This is a genomic window from Bradyrhizobium sp. CCBAU 25338, from assembly GCF_028128965.1.
Lineage (GTDB): Bacteria > Pseudomonadota > Alphaproteobacteria > Rhizobiales > Xanthobacteraceae > Bradyrhizobium > Bradyrhizobium liaoningense.
The window spans coordinates 177,382-192,295 of sequence record NZ_LFKY01000039.1 but is presented as its reverse complement, the minus strand read 5'-3'; the positions used below and the strand labels follow the sequence as shown (position 1 = coordinate 192,295).

Annotated in this window: 11 protein-coding genes and 1 pseudogene; 9 read left to right on the top strand and 3 right to left on the bottom strand. The window is 64.5% G+C overall.

What is annotated here, in order from left to right:
* Positions 1-6: 6 nt before the first annotated feature.
* Positions 7-624 (top strand): DsrE family protein, encoded by a 618-nt coding sequence (locus ACM42_RS22905; RefSeq protein ID WP_271530057.1) that lies wholly within the window; start codon positions 7-9, stop codon positions 622-624.
* Here the strand turns inward: ACM42_RS22905 and ACM42_RS22900 are convergent.
* Both ACM42_RS22900 and ACM42_RS22895 read right to left on the bottom strand, forming a co-directional pair.
* Positions 614-970 (bottom strand): SDR family NAD(P)-dependent oxidoreductase, encoded by a 357-nt coding sequence (locus ACM42_RS22900; protein ID WP_271530056.1) that lies wholly within the window; start codon positions 968-970, stop codon positions 614-616. The two genes, ACM42_RS22905 and ACM42_RS22900, sit on opposite strands and share 11 nt — an antisense overlap.
* Positions 971-978: 8 nt before the next feature.
* Complete coding sequence (locus ACM42_RS22895) at positions 979-1,722, bottom strand: SDR family NAD(P)-dependent oxidoreductase (protein WP_271530055.1); 744 nt, start codon at positions 1,720-1,722, stop codon at positions 979-981.
* A 141-nt stretch (positions 1,723-1,863) separates the two neighbouring features.
* On the opposite strand from ACM42_RS22895, the gene ACM42_RS22890 reads away from it, so the two are divergent.
* The 6 genes and pseudogenes from ACM42_RS22890 (at position 1,864) to ACM42_RS22870 (ending at position 9,332) form a co-directional block, all read left to right on the top strand.
* Positions 1,864-2,634 carry a methyltransferase domain-containing protein gene (locus ACM42_RS22890; protein WP_271530054.1) on the top strand — a complete coding sequence of 257 codons (771 nt, stop codon included), beginning with the start codon at positions 1,864-1,866 and terminating at the stop codon, positions 2,632-2,634.
* Between the two features lie 198 nt (positions 2,635-2,832).
* Positions 2,833-3,834, top strand: a complete 1,002-nt coding sequence (locus tag ACM42_RS22885) for a DctP family TRAP transporter solute-binding subunit (RefSeq protein WP_271530053.1) — start codon at positions 2,833-2,835, stop codon at positions 3,832-3,834.
* 68 nt (positions 3,835-3,902) lie between these two features.
* Positions 3,903-4,460: pseudogene (locus ACM42_RS38510) on the top strand (TRAP transporter small permease); the annotation flags it as partial.
* A 219-nt stretch (positions 4,461-4,679) separates the two neighbouring features.
* The gene (locus ACM42_RS38505) at positions 4,680-5,960 is read left to right on the top strand and encodes a TRAP transporter large permease (protein WP_333921854.1); all 1,281 of its coding nucleotides are present in this window, start codon (positions 4,680-4,682) and stop codon (positions 5,958-5,960) included.
* Positions 5,961-6,123: 163 nt separating this feature from the next.
* Positions 6,124-7,281, top strand: a complete 1,158-nt coding sequence (locus ACM42_RS22875; protein WP_271530051.1) for a GGDEF domain-containing protein — start codon at positions 6,124-6,126, stop codon at positions 7,279-7,281.
* 122 nt (positions 7,282-7,403) lie between these two features.
* A complete protein-coding gene (locus ACM42_RS22870; protein WP_271530050.1) occupies positions 7,404-9,332 on the top strand; it encodes an alkyl/aryl-sulfatase in 1,929 nt (642 codons plus the stop codon).
* Between the two features lie 186 nt (positions 9,333-9,518).
* Here ACM42_RS22870 and ACM42_RS22865 read toward each other — a convergent pair whose 3' ends face one another.
* Positions 9,519-10,589: a glycosyltransferase family 4 protein gene (locus tag ACM42_RS22865; RefSeq protein ID WP_271530049.1), complete on the bottom strand. Its 1,071-nt coding sequence runs from the start codon at positions 10,587-10,589 to the stop codon at positions 9,519-9,521.
* A 275-nt stretch (positions 10,590-10,864) separates the two neighbouring features.
* Between ACM42_RS22865 and ACM42_RS22860 the strand changes: the two genes are divergently transcribed.
* Entirely contained in the window at positions 10,865-12,628 is a 1,764-nt protein-coding gene (locus tag ACM42_RS22860; protein ID WP_271530048.1) for an ABC transporter ATP-binding protein, read from the top strand.
* 59 nt (positions 12,629-12,687) lie between these two features.
* On the top strand, positions 12,688-14,892 hold the full coding sequence (locus ACM42_RS22855) for an amylo-alpha-1,6-glucosidase (RefSeq protein WP_271530047.1): 2,205 nt from the start codon (positions 12,688-12,690) through the stop codon (positions 14,890-14,892).
* Positions 14,893-14,914 lie beyond the last annotated feature (22 nt).

Sequence of the window (14,914 nt, the reverse complement as noted above, 5' to 3'; positions counted from 1 at the left end):
AACGAGATGATCAATCCAAAGTTGGCGATGGCAGTCATCAGCAGCTTGGCGATGCTGCTTTTGGCCGGACCGGACGCGCAGGCGCAGCAGGACAACCAGTCGATCCTGCAGGCGAGCGCGACGACCCAGGCGGGCAGCCAGAAGCATTCAAGTCGAGATAAGCAAGCGGGAAAACCTGGGCAGCTTCACACCAGCAAGCGCAACCCCGCGAACGAGGGAGCGCTGGCTCAGATGACCAAACCTGAGGCCGCCAGGAAGTCACATCGGCTGATCTTGCAGGTCAATTCCAACGAACCAGCGATGATGAACCTCACACTCAACAATGCGACCAACGTCGCGCAATACTACCGCGATCTCGGTGAACCAGTGTCGATCGAGGTCGTCACCTTTGGTCCCGGGCTTCACATGCTGCGCGATGACACCTCGCCGGTAAAGCCGCGCATCGAGCTCCTCGCGATGAGCCATCCGGAAATCTCCTTCAAGGCTTGCGGCAATACGCAGGAAAACATGCGTAAGGCGGAGAACAAGGACATAAGTCTGATTCCGCAGGCCACGGTTGTCAAATCCGGTGTCGTCCGCGTCATGGAGTTGCAGGAACAGGGCTGGAGCTACGTCAAACCGTGAGATCGGGCGCCAAAGCGGGCACCGCATGCGTTTCGCCGGCCGAGTGGATTCCGATGCTGACGATGCGGCCCCGTTTGCGTTCGATCATCCGCGGCAACAGCGCATGCGCGATGCGGCCATAGCCCGTGAAGTCCAGCGCGAGCGGGCGGCTGCCGCCGTCATTGTTGACGAAGATGTCGACGTGGCCGAACTCCCTCAGCGCGAGGGCGGCCGTGTTTTCAGCGGCGACCTCGGCCATCACGTCCTGCTCGAACGGCGTGATCAATTCGCCGCACACCTCCTGCGCCAGTTCGGCGGGCAGATCGCTCCGTCGCGCGACGCGGACGACGTGCGCGCCTTGGGGCATCTGCCTGCCTAAAACTGATACCTTCGCAAACCCCCATCCACCGGGATCACCGTCCCCGTGATGTACCGCGCCACCGGCGAGGCCAGGAACACCGCGAGGGCCGCGAGGTCCTCCGGCTCGCCCCAATAGCCGACCGGGATTTCCTCTTCCGCAAAGCGCTCGCGATAATCCGGCGCGTAGTTGCGGCGGATCTGCTCGCTCATGATGCGGCCGGGCGGGATGCAGTTGATGGTGATGCCGTGCGCGCCGATCTCGCGCGACAGGCCCTTGGCCCAGGCGTGCACGGCGGCCTTGGCGGCGAAGGCGGCGTTGAGGCCTTCCGGCTCGGACTTGCCGGTAATGTTGACGATGCGGCCCCATTTGCGTTCGATCATCTGCGGTAGCAGCGCATGCGCGATGCGGCGATAGCTGGTGAAGTTCAGCGCGATCGCCTCGTCCCACTTGCTGTCGGGCGCATCGACGGGGAGGGGACGGCTGCCGCCGGCATTGTTGACGAGGATGTCGACATGGCCGAGCTCCTTCAGCCCGAAGGCCGCAATGTTCTCAGCTGCGTCCTTGGCCATCACGTCCTGCTCGAACGGTGTGATCAATCCGCCGCCGACTTCTTTCGCCAGCTCGGCCAGCAGGTCGGTGCGGCGTGCCACGCCGATGATGCGCACGCCTTCCGCCGCCAGGCCCTTGGCGATGGCGCGGCCGATGCCGATGCTCGCGCCGGTGATGACAGCGGTTTTCGATTTTAGCCCGAGGTCCATGGTCGCACGCTCTCTTGGTTGCCTTGCGCTTTGCTGTTCGTTTCCTGCCCCGTCCCGAGTGCGGCGATTTGCCGAACCGAGACGAGCAGTGGTAACCAAGCGCTTCGGCGAAGGAAACACGAAAAAGAAAAGGCTGACACGATGGTCTGGGACCCGCAGCAATATCTGAAGTTCTCCGGCCATCGGCTCCGGCCCGCCGTCGACCTCCTGTCGCGGATTCCGGATTTTGCCCCGCGCGCGATCGCCGATCTCGGCGCCGGCGCCGGCAACGTGACGAAGCTGATCAGGGAGCGCTGGCCGGATGCGCGCGTGACCGGTGTCGAGGGCTCGGCCGAGATGGTCGCCGCGGGGCGGAAGGCGGCGCCGGACGTGGAATGGTCGCATGAGGATCTCGGCCATTGGAGTCCCGCCGGGCAGTACGACTTGATCTATTCCAATGCCGCACTGCACTGGCTGCCCGATCATGCGGCACTGTTTCCGTCGCTGATGGAGAAGGTGGCGCGTGGGGGCATGCTCGCGGTGCAGATGCCGCGCAACTTCACCGCGCCTTCGCATGTGCTGATCGGCGAGACCGCGCTGGATGGTCCGTGGCGGTCCAAGGTCGAGCATCTCGTCACGCCGCCGCCGGTCGAGGAACCGGCCTTCTATCACGATCTGCTTGCGCCGATGTCAGCCAGCATCGACATCTGGGAGACCGAATACCTCCAGGTGCTCGAGGGCGAGAACCCCGTGAAGGAATGGACCAAGGGGACCTGGCTGACGCGCTATCTCGACGTCCTGCAAGGCGAGGAGAAGATCGCGTTCGAAGCCGCCTACGGGAGGCGCGTCGCAAAGGCCTATCCGAAGAATGCTGCGGGGCAGACGCTGTTCCCGTTCCGGCGCCTCTTCATGGTCGCCCAGCGCAAAGGCTGATTGCACTGCCGCATTGCGGCACAAGCGTTCGTTCCCTTTGGACTCGCGCGGACGCCGGGTTGCGCATGCAGCCGTCCTCAAGTTAGCTTGGCTGCGGCAAATGGGGCTTAGGTCTAGTTGTTCGGGTAGCGGATTGCTGCCAGGACCGACCTGAAAGACAAGAAGAACCCGGTTTCCGAGTTGTTGGGAGGTACGTTCATGCGCACGCTGCTTGCCGCGGTCGCCGCCGCGGCTGTTCTCTTGGCTCCCGCCATCGCCCAAGCCCAGAGTCCCATCGTCATCAAGTTTAGCCACGTGGTCGCCAACGAGACCCCGAAGGGCAAGGGCGCGCTGAAATTCAAGGAGCTCGCCGAGAAGTACACCGACGGCAAGGTCAAGGTCGAAGTCTACCCGAACTCCACGCTCTACAAGGACAAGGAGGAGATCGAGGCGCTGCAGCTCGGCTCGGTGCAGATGCTTGCGCCCTCGACGGCGAAATTCGCGCCACTCGGCGTCAAGGAGTTCGAGGCGCTCGACCTGCCCTGGCTGTTCAGGGACGACCAGACCTATGCCAACGCGGTGAAGGGCACGATCGGCAAGTGGCTGTTCCAGAAGCTCGAGGCCAAGGGCATCACCGGGCTCGCCTATTGGGACAACGGCTTCCACATGCTGTCCGCCAACCGTCCCTTGCTGAAGCCGACCGATTTCCAGGGGCTGAAATTCCGCATCTCCGGATCGAAGGTCGCCGACCAGTATCTCCGCATCATGGGCTCGATCCCGCAGATCATGGCGTTCTCGGAGGTTTACCAGGCCTTGCAGACCGGCGTGGTTGACGGCTGCGAGAACACGGCGTCAAACTACCTCACGCAAAAGTTCTACGAGGTGCAGAAGGACATCACCGTATCCTATCACGCGCATCTGCAATATGCTGTCATCGTCAATTCGAAGTTCTGGTCAGGTCTTCCGCCCGATATCCGCACCAAGCTGGACAAGGCGATGGCGGAGGCGACCGACTACACCAACTCGATCGCGCGGCAGGAGAACGAGGACGCGCTGGCCGAGATCAAGAAGACGGGGAAGACCAGTCTGCATTATCTCACCGACGCCGACCGCAAGGCCTGGCAGGAGGCGATGCAGCCGACGTATAAATGGGCAAAGGGGCGGGTCGGGCAGGAGGTGCTCGATCTCGTCGCCAAGGAACTCGACGTCAAGATGAACTGACGGGCTGCGCCCTAACAAGAACAATACCAACGGTCGGGGGTGATCGCACTCCCGGCCGTTGCGCTTGAATGATCCAACCTGGGGGGACCAAGTTGCTGCGTGCGCTGAATCGTTTTCTCGATCATCTCGAGGAGTGGCTGATCGCGACGATGATCGCGGCTGCGACATCGCTCATCTTCGTCGCCGTGCTGCATCGCTACGGTGCCGGGCTGTCGATCGACATCGCCAAATGGGCGGAAGCGCGAAATCTCGCCTTCCTTGCCGTGCCGGCGCGAGCGGTGTTCGTGTGGCTTGCCGCGCTCGACCTGTCCTGGGCACAGGAACTCTGCATCTACATGTTCATCTGGATGGCGAAGTTCGGCGCCGCCTACGGCGTGCGCACGGGCATCCATGTCGGCGTCGACGTGCTCGTCAACCTGCTTCCCGGCGGATCGCGCCGGCGCGTCATCACTTTCGGTCTTCTGTGCGGCGCGCTCTTCACCGCCATCGTCGGCTATTTCGGGGCCGCCTTCGTCGGCCACATGTGGCAGAGCGGCCAGCAATCCAACGATCTCGAAGCGCCGATGTGGATGGTCTATCTCACGATCCCGCTCGGCTCCGGCCTGATGTGTTTCCGCTTCCTGCAGGTCGCCTGGTCGTTCTACCGCACCGGCGAGCTGCCGCATCACGACATGGCGGGCGTCGAGGGTGTCGAGGCGGATCCGGTGCATCCGGCGCCGGTCACGCCCAGCCAGGTCGTCCGCGACGAGCGCAGCCCGCTCGGCTGGATCCTGATGCTGCTGCCGGTCCTGATCGTCGCGATCTGCTTCGCCCATGCAGGCCATCTCATCACGCTGCCGCAGGGCGTGCGCGTCGCCATCGTGTTCGCGCTGCTGCTCTCGCTGATGCTGACGGGCATGCCGATCTCGATCGCGCTGGGTCTGACCGTGCTCAGCTTCATGTTCACGCTGACCGACGTGCGGACCGAATCGGTGGCGCTGAAGCTGTTCACCGGCATCGAGAATTTCGAGATCATGGCGATCCCGTTCTTCATCCTCGCTGGCAACTTCCTGACCCATGGCGGCGTGGCGCGGCGGATGATCACCTTCGCAACCTCGCTGGTGGGCCATTGGTACGGTGGTCTGGCTCTGTCGGGCGTGGTCGCCTGCGCGTTGTTTGCCGCCATCTCCGGCTCCTCGCCGGCAACCGTCGTGGCGATCGGCTCGGTGATCCTTCCCGCCATGGTCGCACAAGGCTTTCCGAAACGGTTCGGCGCGGGCGTGATCACGACGTCGGGCTCGCTCGGCATTCTCATTCCGCCGTCGATCCCGATGGTGCTCTACGCCGTGTCCACCAACAGCTCGGTCGGCAAGCTGTTCATCGCCGGCATCGTGCCGGGGCTTGCGCTCGCCTCGCTGCTCGGCGCCACGACGTTCTATCGGGCCTGGCGCAACGACTATCCGCGGATGCGGAAGGCCACCTTCCTCGAGCGTCTCGATGCGTTCCGCAAGTCGATCTGGGGCATCCTGCTGATCGTGATCGTGATCGGCGGCATCTACAGCGGCCTGTTCACGCCGACTGAAGCTGCCGCCGTCAGCGCGGTCTACGCCTTCATCGTCGCCGTGTTCATCTACAAGGACCTGAGGCTGCGCGACGTGCCGCGCGTGCTGCTGTCGTCGGCGAATCTCTCCGCGATGCTGCTCTACATCATCACCAACGCCGTGCTGTTCTCGTTCCTGATGACCTACGAGAACGTACCGCAGGCGCTGGCGCAATGGATGATCGACCAGGGCCTGGGGTGGATCGGCTTCCTGCTGCTCGTCAACCTGCTGTTGCTGGTGGCGGGCAACGTGATGGAGCCGTCCTCGATCATCCTGATCATGGCGCCGATCCTGTTTCCGGTCGCCATCAAGCTCGGCATCGATCCGATCCATTTCGGTATCCTGATGACGGTCAACATGGAGGTCGGACTGTGCCATCCGCCGGTCGGCCTCAACCTCTATGTCGCCTCCGGCATCGCCAAGATGGGCATCACCGAGCTGACGGTCGCGGTGTGGCCGTGGCTCCTGACCATGCTGGGATTCCTCGTCGTGGTGACGTATTGGCCCGGCCTGTCATTGTGGCTGCCGCGGCTGCTGGGCATGTAGCCGCCGCGAGGCGGGGACGGAGACAATCAGTATGCGTCTCCGTCCGTCCTGGGGCGAGACATGGCTAATGCGCGGTAAATCCGCACGCTCAAATGCGATCCTTGAGTAGCGAACGCATCTTTACGGGTCTTCGGTAGATAAATGCCAGTGGATGGGAGCTGGCATGTTCTTCAACAGAATGGAATCCGGACCGGCGTCGATTTCGGACGCCGTCCATTTGGAAGTCATCACGGGCCTTCACGGCACGATGATGCCCACCATTCTCGCGGCCGCCTGCCAGGCGATGGTCGGCGCCATCACGACCTACGAGACCGGTGACATGATGACGGCCGGCCTGACGGTCGCCGGGCTGGTGGTGGCGATTGTCCGTCTCGTCGAGATACTTGCATTCCGCCGCCGCCTCGCGGCTCCGCCACGGCTCGGCCGGGCCGAGGCCGTGCGCTGGGAGCGGCGCTACATTGCCGGCACCGTTGTAACGGCCCTCGTGCTTGGCGTGTTTGCCGCGCGCAGCATCGTGCTGGGCGATGCGCTCTGCTGCGTGATGGCGGTCGGCATCGGTTTCGGCTTCGGCGCCGGCGTGGTGGCGCGGCTGGCGCTGCGTCCCGCTGCGGCGCTGCTCGATCTCGCCGCGATCGCCGCGCCTGCCGCGATCGTGAGCTTCATGCAGCCCGATCTCCGCCATGTCGGGCTCGGTCTCCTCATTCTGATGTACGTGGTCGCGAGCTTCGAGATGGTTCGGCTCAGCTTCAACGCCTCGATCAGCCAGATCACGCTCAAGCGCCAGTTCGAGCAGCTCGCACGCTCCGACCCGATGACCGGCGTGTCCAATCGTTCGGTGCTGGCAAGGGATCTGCCCGTGATGCTGTCGGCCGGGATGGTTGCCGTCCATACGCTGGATCTCGACCGCTTCAAGGAAGCGAACGACCGGTTCGGCCACCCCGCCGGCGATGCGCTGCTGAAGCAGGTCGCCGGGCGGCTCAAGGCGCTGGCCGCGCCTGACGACCTCGTGATCCGCATGGGCGGCGACGAGTTCGTTCTGGTGCAGCGCGCCGCGTCCGACGCGGAGGCGATGGCACGGCGGATCGTGCAATCGATCGGCACGCCATACGAGGTTGACGGACAGGTGATCGATCTCGGTGCGAGCGTCGGTGTTGCCGTCGCCCCGGATGACGGCCGAACCGCAGAGGCGCTGTTGTCGCGCTCGGACAAGGCGCTCTATCGGGCCAAGCAAAATCGTGGCGGCTACGTGCTGGCCAGCGAGCTGCGGATGGCGGACAACGCCATGGCATCGCGCCAAGCCGTTGAAGGCGTCGCTGCCTAGCCCATGCACCCTCTCCTCGTGGGGAAGGGAGAAGGCATCTGGCTCCATTTCCTTCGTGTCCTCCAATGGCAATCGACCGCAAGATGCGGTTAGATGCCGTGCATCAGGCGGGGAGGAGCAACATGACGGAATCCAGCAGCGAGCCAAAGGACGCATCGCCGTCCGTCATCGCTCAGCACGAGGCCATGCTCAACGCACTGCCGTTTTCCGACACGCGCGACTTCGATGACGCCGCGCGCGGCTTTCTCGGCACGATCGAGAATGCGGCGATCACGAATCCGCAAGGGCGGACGGTCTGGAGCCTCGAGCCCTATGGCTTCCTGTCCGCCGAGCAGGCACCGCACACGGTCAATCCGAGCCTGTGGCGGCAGTCGCGCCTCAACATGCAGCACGGCCTGTTCGAGGTCGTGCCCGGCGTCTACCAGGTGCGCGGGCTCGACATCGCCAACATGACGCTGATCGAGGGCGACAGCGGCGTCATCGTCGTGGACACGCTGACCTCGATCGAAGGCGCCCGCGCCGCGCTCGATCTCTATTTCAAGCACCGCGGCGCCCGGCCGGTCGCGGCAATCATCTTCACCCACACCCACACCGACCATTGGGGTGGCGCGCGCGGCGTGCTGGCGGAGGATGCGCTCGCCACTGGCAGCGTGCCGATCATCGCGCCGAACCTGTTCATGGAGCACGCCGTCTCCGAGAACATCATCGCAGGACCTGCGATGCTGCGCCGGGCGCAGTACCAGTTCGGACCCCTTCTGGCCAAGGGCGTGCGCGGGCAGGTCGATTGCGGCCTCGGCAAGTCGATGGCGGCGGGCTCCGTCGCGCTGCTGCGCCCCACGGATCTGATCATGGCGACCGGCGAGACGCGCGTGATCGACGGCGTCGCATTCGAATTCCAGATGGCGCCGAACAGCGAAGCGCCGGCGGAGATGCACTTCTTCGTTCCGCGCTACAGGCTGTTGAACCTCGCCGAGAACTGCACGCACAATTTCCACAATCTGTTGCCCTTCCGCGGCGCCGACGTGCGTGACGCGCTGGCCTGGTCGAAATATCTGGGCGAGGCCTTGCAGCTCTGGGACGGCAAGGCCGAGGCGATGTGCGGCCAGCACCATTGGCCGGTGTGGGGACGCGAGCGCATCGGCACGATGATCCGGCAGCAGCGCGACCTCTACAAGTTCGCGCATGACCAGACCATCCGTCTGATGAACCACGGCCTGACCGCGGCCGAAATCGCCGAAACGATCCAGCTGCCGAAGAGCCTGGAAGGCGCCTGGCACGGCCGCGGCTATTACGGCCATATCCGGCACAATGTGAAGGCGATCTACCAGAAATATCTCGGCTGGTACGATGCCAATCCGGTCAATCTCGATCCGCTGCCGCCGGTCGAGTCGGGCAGGAAGTATGTCGAGTACATGGGCGGCGCGGACGCGATCCTGGCGCGGGCGCGCACCGATTTCGACAAGGGGGAGTTCCGTTTCGTCGCGCAGGTGCTCGGCCATCTCGTCTTTGCCGAGCCGGACAATGCGGCGGCGCGTGCACTCTTGGCCGATACGCTGGAGCAGCTCGGTTATGCCGCCGAGAGCGCGACCTGGCGCAATGCCTATCTGTTCGGCGCGCAGGAATTGCGCCAGGGCATGCCGAAGGTGCCGGCGCGTCCGCCGATGCCGCGCGAAACACTGGCGGCGCTCCGCACCTCCCAGCTCTGGGACGTGCTCGGCATCCGCCTCAACGGTCCCAAGGCGGAAGGCAAGCACATCGTCCTGAACTGGCGCTTTTCCGATACCGGCGAGACGTTCGTGCTCAATCTGGAGAACTGCGCGCTGACTTACACCGAGAGGGTGCAGGCGGAAAATGCGGACGCCAGCTTCACGCTGGCACGGTCGACGCTGGACGAGGTGATCGCGAAGCTGACGAGCTTTCCGGAAGCGGTTGCCGCCGGCAAGATTGAGCTATCGGGCAACCCGATGCGGCTGGCCGAGCTGATGGGCCTGATGGACGACTTCCCGCGCATGTTCGAGATCGTCGAGCCGAAGCGGGCCGTCGTCAGATAGGACGCTTTCTCTTTCCCTTCTCCCCTTGTGGGAGAAGGTGGCGCGAAGCGCCGGATGAGGGTATTGCTCCGCTGGGAGAGTTCCAATGCGGAAGCAACCCCTCACCCAAGTGAGTACGCCGCTCCGCTCTCGAAGCCCTCTCCCACAAGGGGAGAGGGCACTTCGACTGACAGCGATGTAGAAGCTCTACTCCGCGCTGCTCACCAGCTTGATCCGCGGCGCCTGTGCCTCGGTCAGGCTGCGATAGGCCGCAAGATAATCCAGCGCCATGCGCCGTGCCGTGAAGCGGGTCTCGAACTGCTTGCGGATCGCGGCGCGGTCGAGTTGCGGCAGGCGTTTCACCACGCCGGCAGCGCTGATCACGTCTTCGACGATGAAGCCGGTCAGCCCATCGTCGACGATCTCCGGAACCGAGCCGCGGTTGAAGGCGACCACCGGCGTCCCACAGGCCATGGATTCGATCATGACGAGGCCGAATGGCTCCGGCCAGTCAATCGGCAGCAGGAGGCCGAGGGCGCCGCTCAGGAAGTCCGACTTCTCGTGATCGCCGATCTCGCCGATGAACTCGACCAGCGGATTGTTCTCGATCATCGGCCGGATCAGCTCGTCGTAATAATCCTGATCGGCGCGATCGACCTTGGCCGCGATCTTGAGCGGAATGCCGCAATGAGTCGCGATCTTGATGGCGCGGTCGACGCCTTTTTCCGGCGCGATGCGGCCGAGCACCGCGAGATATTCCTGTTTCGCCGGCTTCGGCGTCAGCAGATTCTCCGGCAGGCCGTGATGGATGGTCGTCACCCAGTTCGCCTGCGGCACCGGCCGCCGCTGCGCGTTGGAGATCGAGATGACGGGAATCTTGGAGAAGGTGTTGAAGACCGGCTGATGCTCCGGCAAGTCGAGCCGGCCGTGCAGCGTGGTCACGAATGGCGTCGGCTGCCGATGGAACAGCGACCACGGATAGTAGTCGAGATGGAAGTGGAGGAAGTCGAACTCCTCGTCGTCACATTTCTGCCGCACCCGCTCCAGTAGCACCATGTGCAGCGCATTGGGATCGCGCACGGAACCGTCGAGACGGAGCGCCTTCGGCCACAACGCGTCCAGCTTTGCCGAGGTCTGCGAGTCGCCGCTTGCGAACAATGTTACGTCGTGTCCAAGGGCTACCAGCTCCTCCGTCAACCAATGCACCACCCGCTCGGTGCCGCCATACAGCTTGGGTGGAACAGCCTCCGTCAACGGAGCTACCTGCGCGATGCGCATCTCACCATCTCCTCTGCGATCATGAACGTTGAAAGCCCCCGTACATCGGCACCGGCTATGCCCAGCCAAGGGAACGTTCCCGCACCTGCGAAGTTCCTTCCTCCGAACGTTACATATTCGACACGTCGGGGGACCGTCGCGATGCTGCCACTAGATCTTCGCACATCGCCCGCATCCGCATGTCGTGATGGCGTTGCCCGGGAACCGAGGCGAAGCGGTCGATGTTCACTCGACCAGTAACGAAACGAAAATCAGCATAACGGGGCGATAGCCATATGGATCAGCTTTCTGGATACGCGCGCAGGCCATTTGCCTTTGTCTTGCGCTATCTCCGGCGTCGTCTCGCTTCGCATTCGGTGATCCTGGCCGCCGTCGTAGCGGCCGTTGCCTGCTCCGTGGGCACCCAGTATGGCGTCAAATCCCTGGTCGACAGCCTGTCCGCCGGACCGGGGCATGGCGGCAGCGTATGGCTGGCATTCATTCTGCTCATGTCGCTGATCGCGGCCGACAACTTCCTTTGGCGGATCGCGAGCTGGACCGCGAGCTTCACCTTCGTCCGTGTCACGGGTGATTTGCGCCGTGACATATTTCGTCATCTGACCGGGCATGCGCCGAGCTACTTCTCGGACCGGATGCCCGGCATGCTGACGAGCCGCATCACGGCGACGTCGAACGCCGTGTTCACCGTCGAGAACATGTTCGTCTGGAACGTGTTGCCGCCCTGCATTGCCACAATTGCGGCAATTGCCCTGATTGGAACCGTCAGTCCTTACATGGCACTCGGCCTGATCGTGATCGCCGGCGGCATGGTGGTTGCGATGTTCCATCTGGCAGCCGCCGGCAAGCCGCTGCATGACGATTTCGCCGACAAGGCCGCGGTGGTCGACGGCGAGATGATCGACGTGATCAGCAACATGCCGCTGGTCCGTGCCTTCTGCGGCATCGGCCACGAGCATGAGCGGTTCGACGCGACGGTGAACCGGGAGCTCACCGCGCGAAGCCGCAGCCTGCGTTATCTGGAAAAGCTGCGGCTGTTGCATGCCGTTATCACCGTGCTTTTGACGATCGCGCTGATGGCCTGGGCAATCACGCTGTGGCAGAAGGGCCAGGCGACGACCGGCGATGTCGTGCTGGTCTGTACGCTTGGCATCTCCATCCTGAGCGCCACGCGCGATCTTGCGGTGGCGCTGGTCGACGTCACCCAGCACGTCGCACGCCTGACCGAGGCGATCGCCACGCTGCTGGTGCCGCACGAATTGCGCGACCACCCCGAGGCCGAGCCGCTGGTGAAGAGCGGCGCTGCAATCGCATTCAACAACGTCACCTTCGGCTATCCCGGCGGCGAGAAGATCTTCGAGCGGTTCAGCCTGCGCCTCCAGCCGGGCCAGCGCGTCGGCCTCGTCGGGCAGTCCGGCGGCGGCAAGTCGACCCTGTTTACACTGCTCCAGCGCTTCTACGACGTCGACGAAGGCAGCGTCACCATCGACGGCCAGGACATCTCCAAGGTGACGCAGCTGAGCCTGCGCGAGGCGATTTCCGTCGTGCCCCAGGACATTTCCTTGTTTCATCGCTCCATTCGCGAGAACATCCGCTACGGCCGGCCGAACGCGACCGACGACGAGGTGCTGCGCGCGGCGATCGCTGCGCGCTGCGACTTCGTCGAGAGCCTGCCTGACGGCCTCGACACCATGGTCGGGGACCGCGGTGTCAAGATGTCCGGCGGCCAGCGCCAGCGCATCGCGATCGCGCGCGCCTTCCTGAAGGATGCGCCGATCCTGCTGTTGGACGAGGCGACTGCCGCGCTCGACAGCGAGTCCGAGGAGGCGATCCGCGAGGCGCTGTCGCGCCTGATGCGCGGCCGCACCGTGATCGCGATCGCGCATCGACTGGCGACGCTGCGCAATTTCGACCGCGTGGTGGTGCTGAGAAATGGTAAGATCATCGAGGACGGCTCGCCCGAGCGGCTAATGCAGGGCCACGGGCCGTATCGTGAGCTGGTCACGCAGGAAATGAGCCGGCTCGCGCAAGCTGCCGCGTAAACCAACAGTCGCGTTTCTCGAGTCGGTTGCGTTTTGAAACAGGCGCAGGGGAGCAGCTCATGTCGGCCGAAGCCGTCACCCAATTCGTCTCCGTGACGCGGACCTCGGAACAGGTCGCGGAACAGCCGTTCTATATCCCGATGACGGGGCCGTCGGCACGGCCACGGCGTTCGCTCAAGCACGACGACACCTTCATCGTGCTCGACAGCCATGGCGACATCGGCGCATCCGCCGGCGGGCCGGACGGCCTGTTCCATCACGATACGCGCTACCTCGCGCGGCTCGAGCTCGTGCTCGACGATCTCCAGCCGCTGCTGCTCGGCTCGAATCTGCGCGACGACAATTCGGCATTGACCGTCGATCTCACCAATCCGGACATCTACCGGCAGGGCAGCCTCGTTCTGCAGAAGGACCTGCTGCACATCGTGCGCACGATCTTCCTGTGGCGCGGCACGGCCTATCAGCGCATCGGCGTGCAGAACCATGGCGACCGGCGCACCAGCGTCGACCTGACGCTGCTGTTCGGCAACGACTTCGCCGACTTGTTCGAGGTCCGCGGCGAGCGGCGGCCGCGCCGCGGGATCGGAACCAGCCGGCTGCTCGGGCCGACCGACATCCTGTTCGAATATCGCGGCCTCGACGAGGCCGAACGGGCCACCGGACTGCATTTCGACCCGCGTCCGACGCGGCTCTCGGCAAATGCCGCGACCTGGGAGCTCGACCTGGAGCCGCATCAGGCCAAATCGCTGTTCGTGGCCGTGTCCTGCAACCGGCCGGTGACGGAAAAGCCGGTGCGGTTCTTCCCGGGGCTGCTGGCGCACCGCCGCGAGATGCGGCAGTTGACCATGGGCGCGGCCAGCATCGAGACCTCCAACAACATCTTCAACGAGGTGCTGTGCCAGGCCATGGCCGACCTCAACATGCTGATGACCGAAACGCCGCAGGGGCGATACCCCTATGCCGGCATCCCCTGGTACTCGACGACGTTCGGTCGCGACGGCCTCATCACGGCGCTCCAGATGCTCTGGGTCGATCCGCGCGTCGCCAAGGGCGTCCTGCGCCGGCTCGCGCATTTCCAGGCCACGGCGATCGATCCGCTCGCGGACGCTGCGCCCGGAAAGATCCTGCACGAGATGCGCGGCGGCGAGATGGCGGCGCTCGGGGAGGTGCCGTTCGCGCATTATTACGGCAGCGTCGATTCGACCGCGCTGTTCGTGCTGCTCGCAGGAAGCTATTTCGAGCGCACCGGCGACGAGGCCACGCTGATCGAGCTGTGGCCGGCGATCGAGGCGGGGCTGGCCTGGATCGACGGCCCTGGTGATCCTGACCAGGACGGGTTCGTCGAATACCAGCGCGCGACCGAGAAGGGGCTGGCGAACCAGGGCTGGAAGGACTCCTACGACGCGATCTTCCATGCCGACGGACAGCTTGCTGAGGGCAATATCGCGCTCGCGGAAGTCCAGGGCTACGTCTTTGCCGCCAAGCAGCTCGCGGCGCGTTGCGCGCTACGGCTCGGCAAGCCGGAGCGGGGACGCAAGCTCGAGACCGAAGCCAGGGCACTCGCCGAGCGCTTCGAGACGTCGTTCTGGTGCGAAGAGCTCGGCACCTATGCGCTCGCGCTCGACGGCGAGAAGCGGCCCTGCAAGGTGCGGACCTCCAACGCCGGGCAGGTCCTGTTCAGCGGCATGATCCGCGAGGATCGCGCCCGCCTCGTCGCCGCCGATCTGATGCGGCCGCATTTCTTCTCCGGCTGGGGCATCCGCACCGTCGCGCAAGGCGAAGTGCGCTACAATCCGATGTCCTATCACGACGGGTCGATCTGGCCGCACGACAATGCGCTGATCGCGCTCGGGCTCGCGCGCTACGGCCTCAAGCATACGGTGGCGCATGTCTTCAAGGGGCTGTTCGATGCCGCGACCTATATGGATCTGCGCCGGCTGCCCGAATTGTTCTGCGGCTTCCGGCGCGAGAAGCGTCGCGGCCCGACGCTCTACCCGGTCGCCTGCGCGCCGCAGGCCTGGGCCAGCGCGACGCCGTTCACGCTGCTGGAGGCGGCGCTCGGCCTCGAGTTCGACGTGGCGCGCGGCGAGATTCGCCTGCGCAATCCGCATCTGCCGGCGTTCCTCAACGAGGTGATCCTGCGTGATCTGCGCCTCGGCGAATCCAGCGTCGATCTTCGCGTCAGCCGCCACGGCGACGACGTGGCGCTGGAGGTGCTGCGCACACGCGGCCAGATCCAGGTCTCGATCGTGCTGGCGCGCTAGCGGTGCATCGTGAGGAGGGTGT

What these genes read in the sequence shown, in the direction of transcription:
- ACM42_RS22890 (WP_271530054.1), top strand. Translation starts at nt 1,864, where the DNA reads ATGGTCTGGGACCCGCAGCAATATCTGAAGTTCTCCGGCCATCGGCTC.
- ACM42_RS22870 (WP_271530050.1), top strand. Translation starts at nt 7,404, where the DNA reads ATGACGGAATCCAGCAGCGAGCCAAAGGACGCATCGCCGTCCGTCATC.
- ACM42_RS22865 (WP_271530049.1), bottom strand. Translation starts at nt 10,589, where the DNA reads ATGCGCATCGCGCAGGTAGCTCCGTTGACGGAGGCTGTTCCACCCAAG.
- ACM42_RS22885 (WP_271530053.1), top strand. Translation starts at nt 2,833, where the DNA reads ATGCGCACGCTGCTTGCCGCGGTCGCCGCCGCGGCTGTTCTCTTGGCT.
- ACM42_RS22860 (WP_271530048.1), top strand. Translation starts at nt 10,865, where the DNA reads ATGGATCAGCTTTCTGGATACGCGCGCAGGCCATTTGCCTTTGTCTTG.
- ACM42_RS22895 (WP_271530055.1), bottom strand. Translation starts at nt 1,722, where the DNA reads ATGGACCTCGGGCTAAAATCGAAAACCGCTGTCATCACCGGCGCGAGC.
- ACM42_RS22900 (WP_271530056.1), bottom strand. Translation starts at nt 970, where the DNA reads ATGCCCCAAGGCGCGCACGTCGTCCGCGTCGCGCGACGGAGCGATCTG.
- ACM42_RS22905 (WP_271530057.1), top strand. Translation starts at nt 7, where the DNA reads ATGATCAATCCAAAGTTGGCGATGGCAGTCATCAGCAGCTTGGCGATG.
- ACM42_RS22855 (WP_271530047.1), top strand. Translation starts at nt 12,688, where the DNA reads ATGTCGGCCGAAGCCGTCACCCAATTCGTCTCCGTGACGCGGACCTCG.
- ACM42_RS22875 (WP_271530051.1), top strand. Translation starts at nt 6,124, where the DNA reads ATGTTCTTCAACAGAATGGAATCCGGACCGGCGTCGATTTCGGACGCC.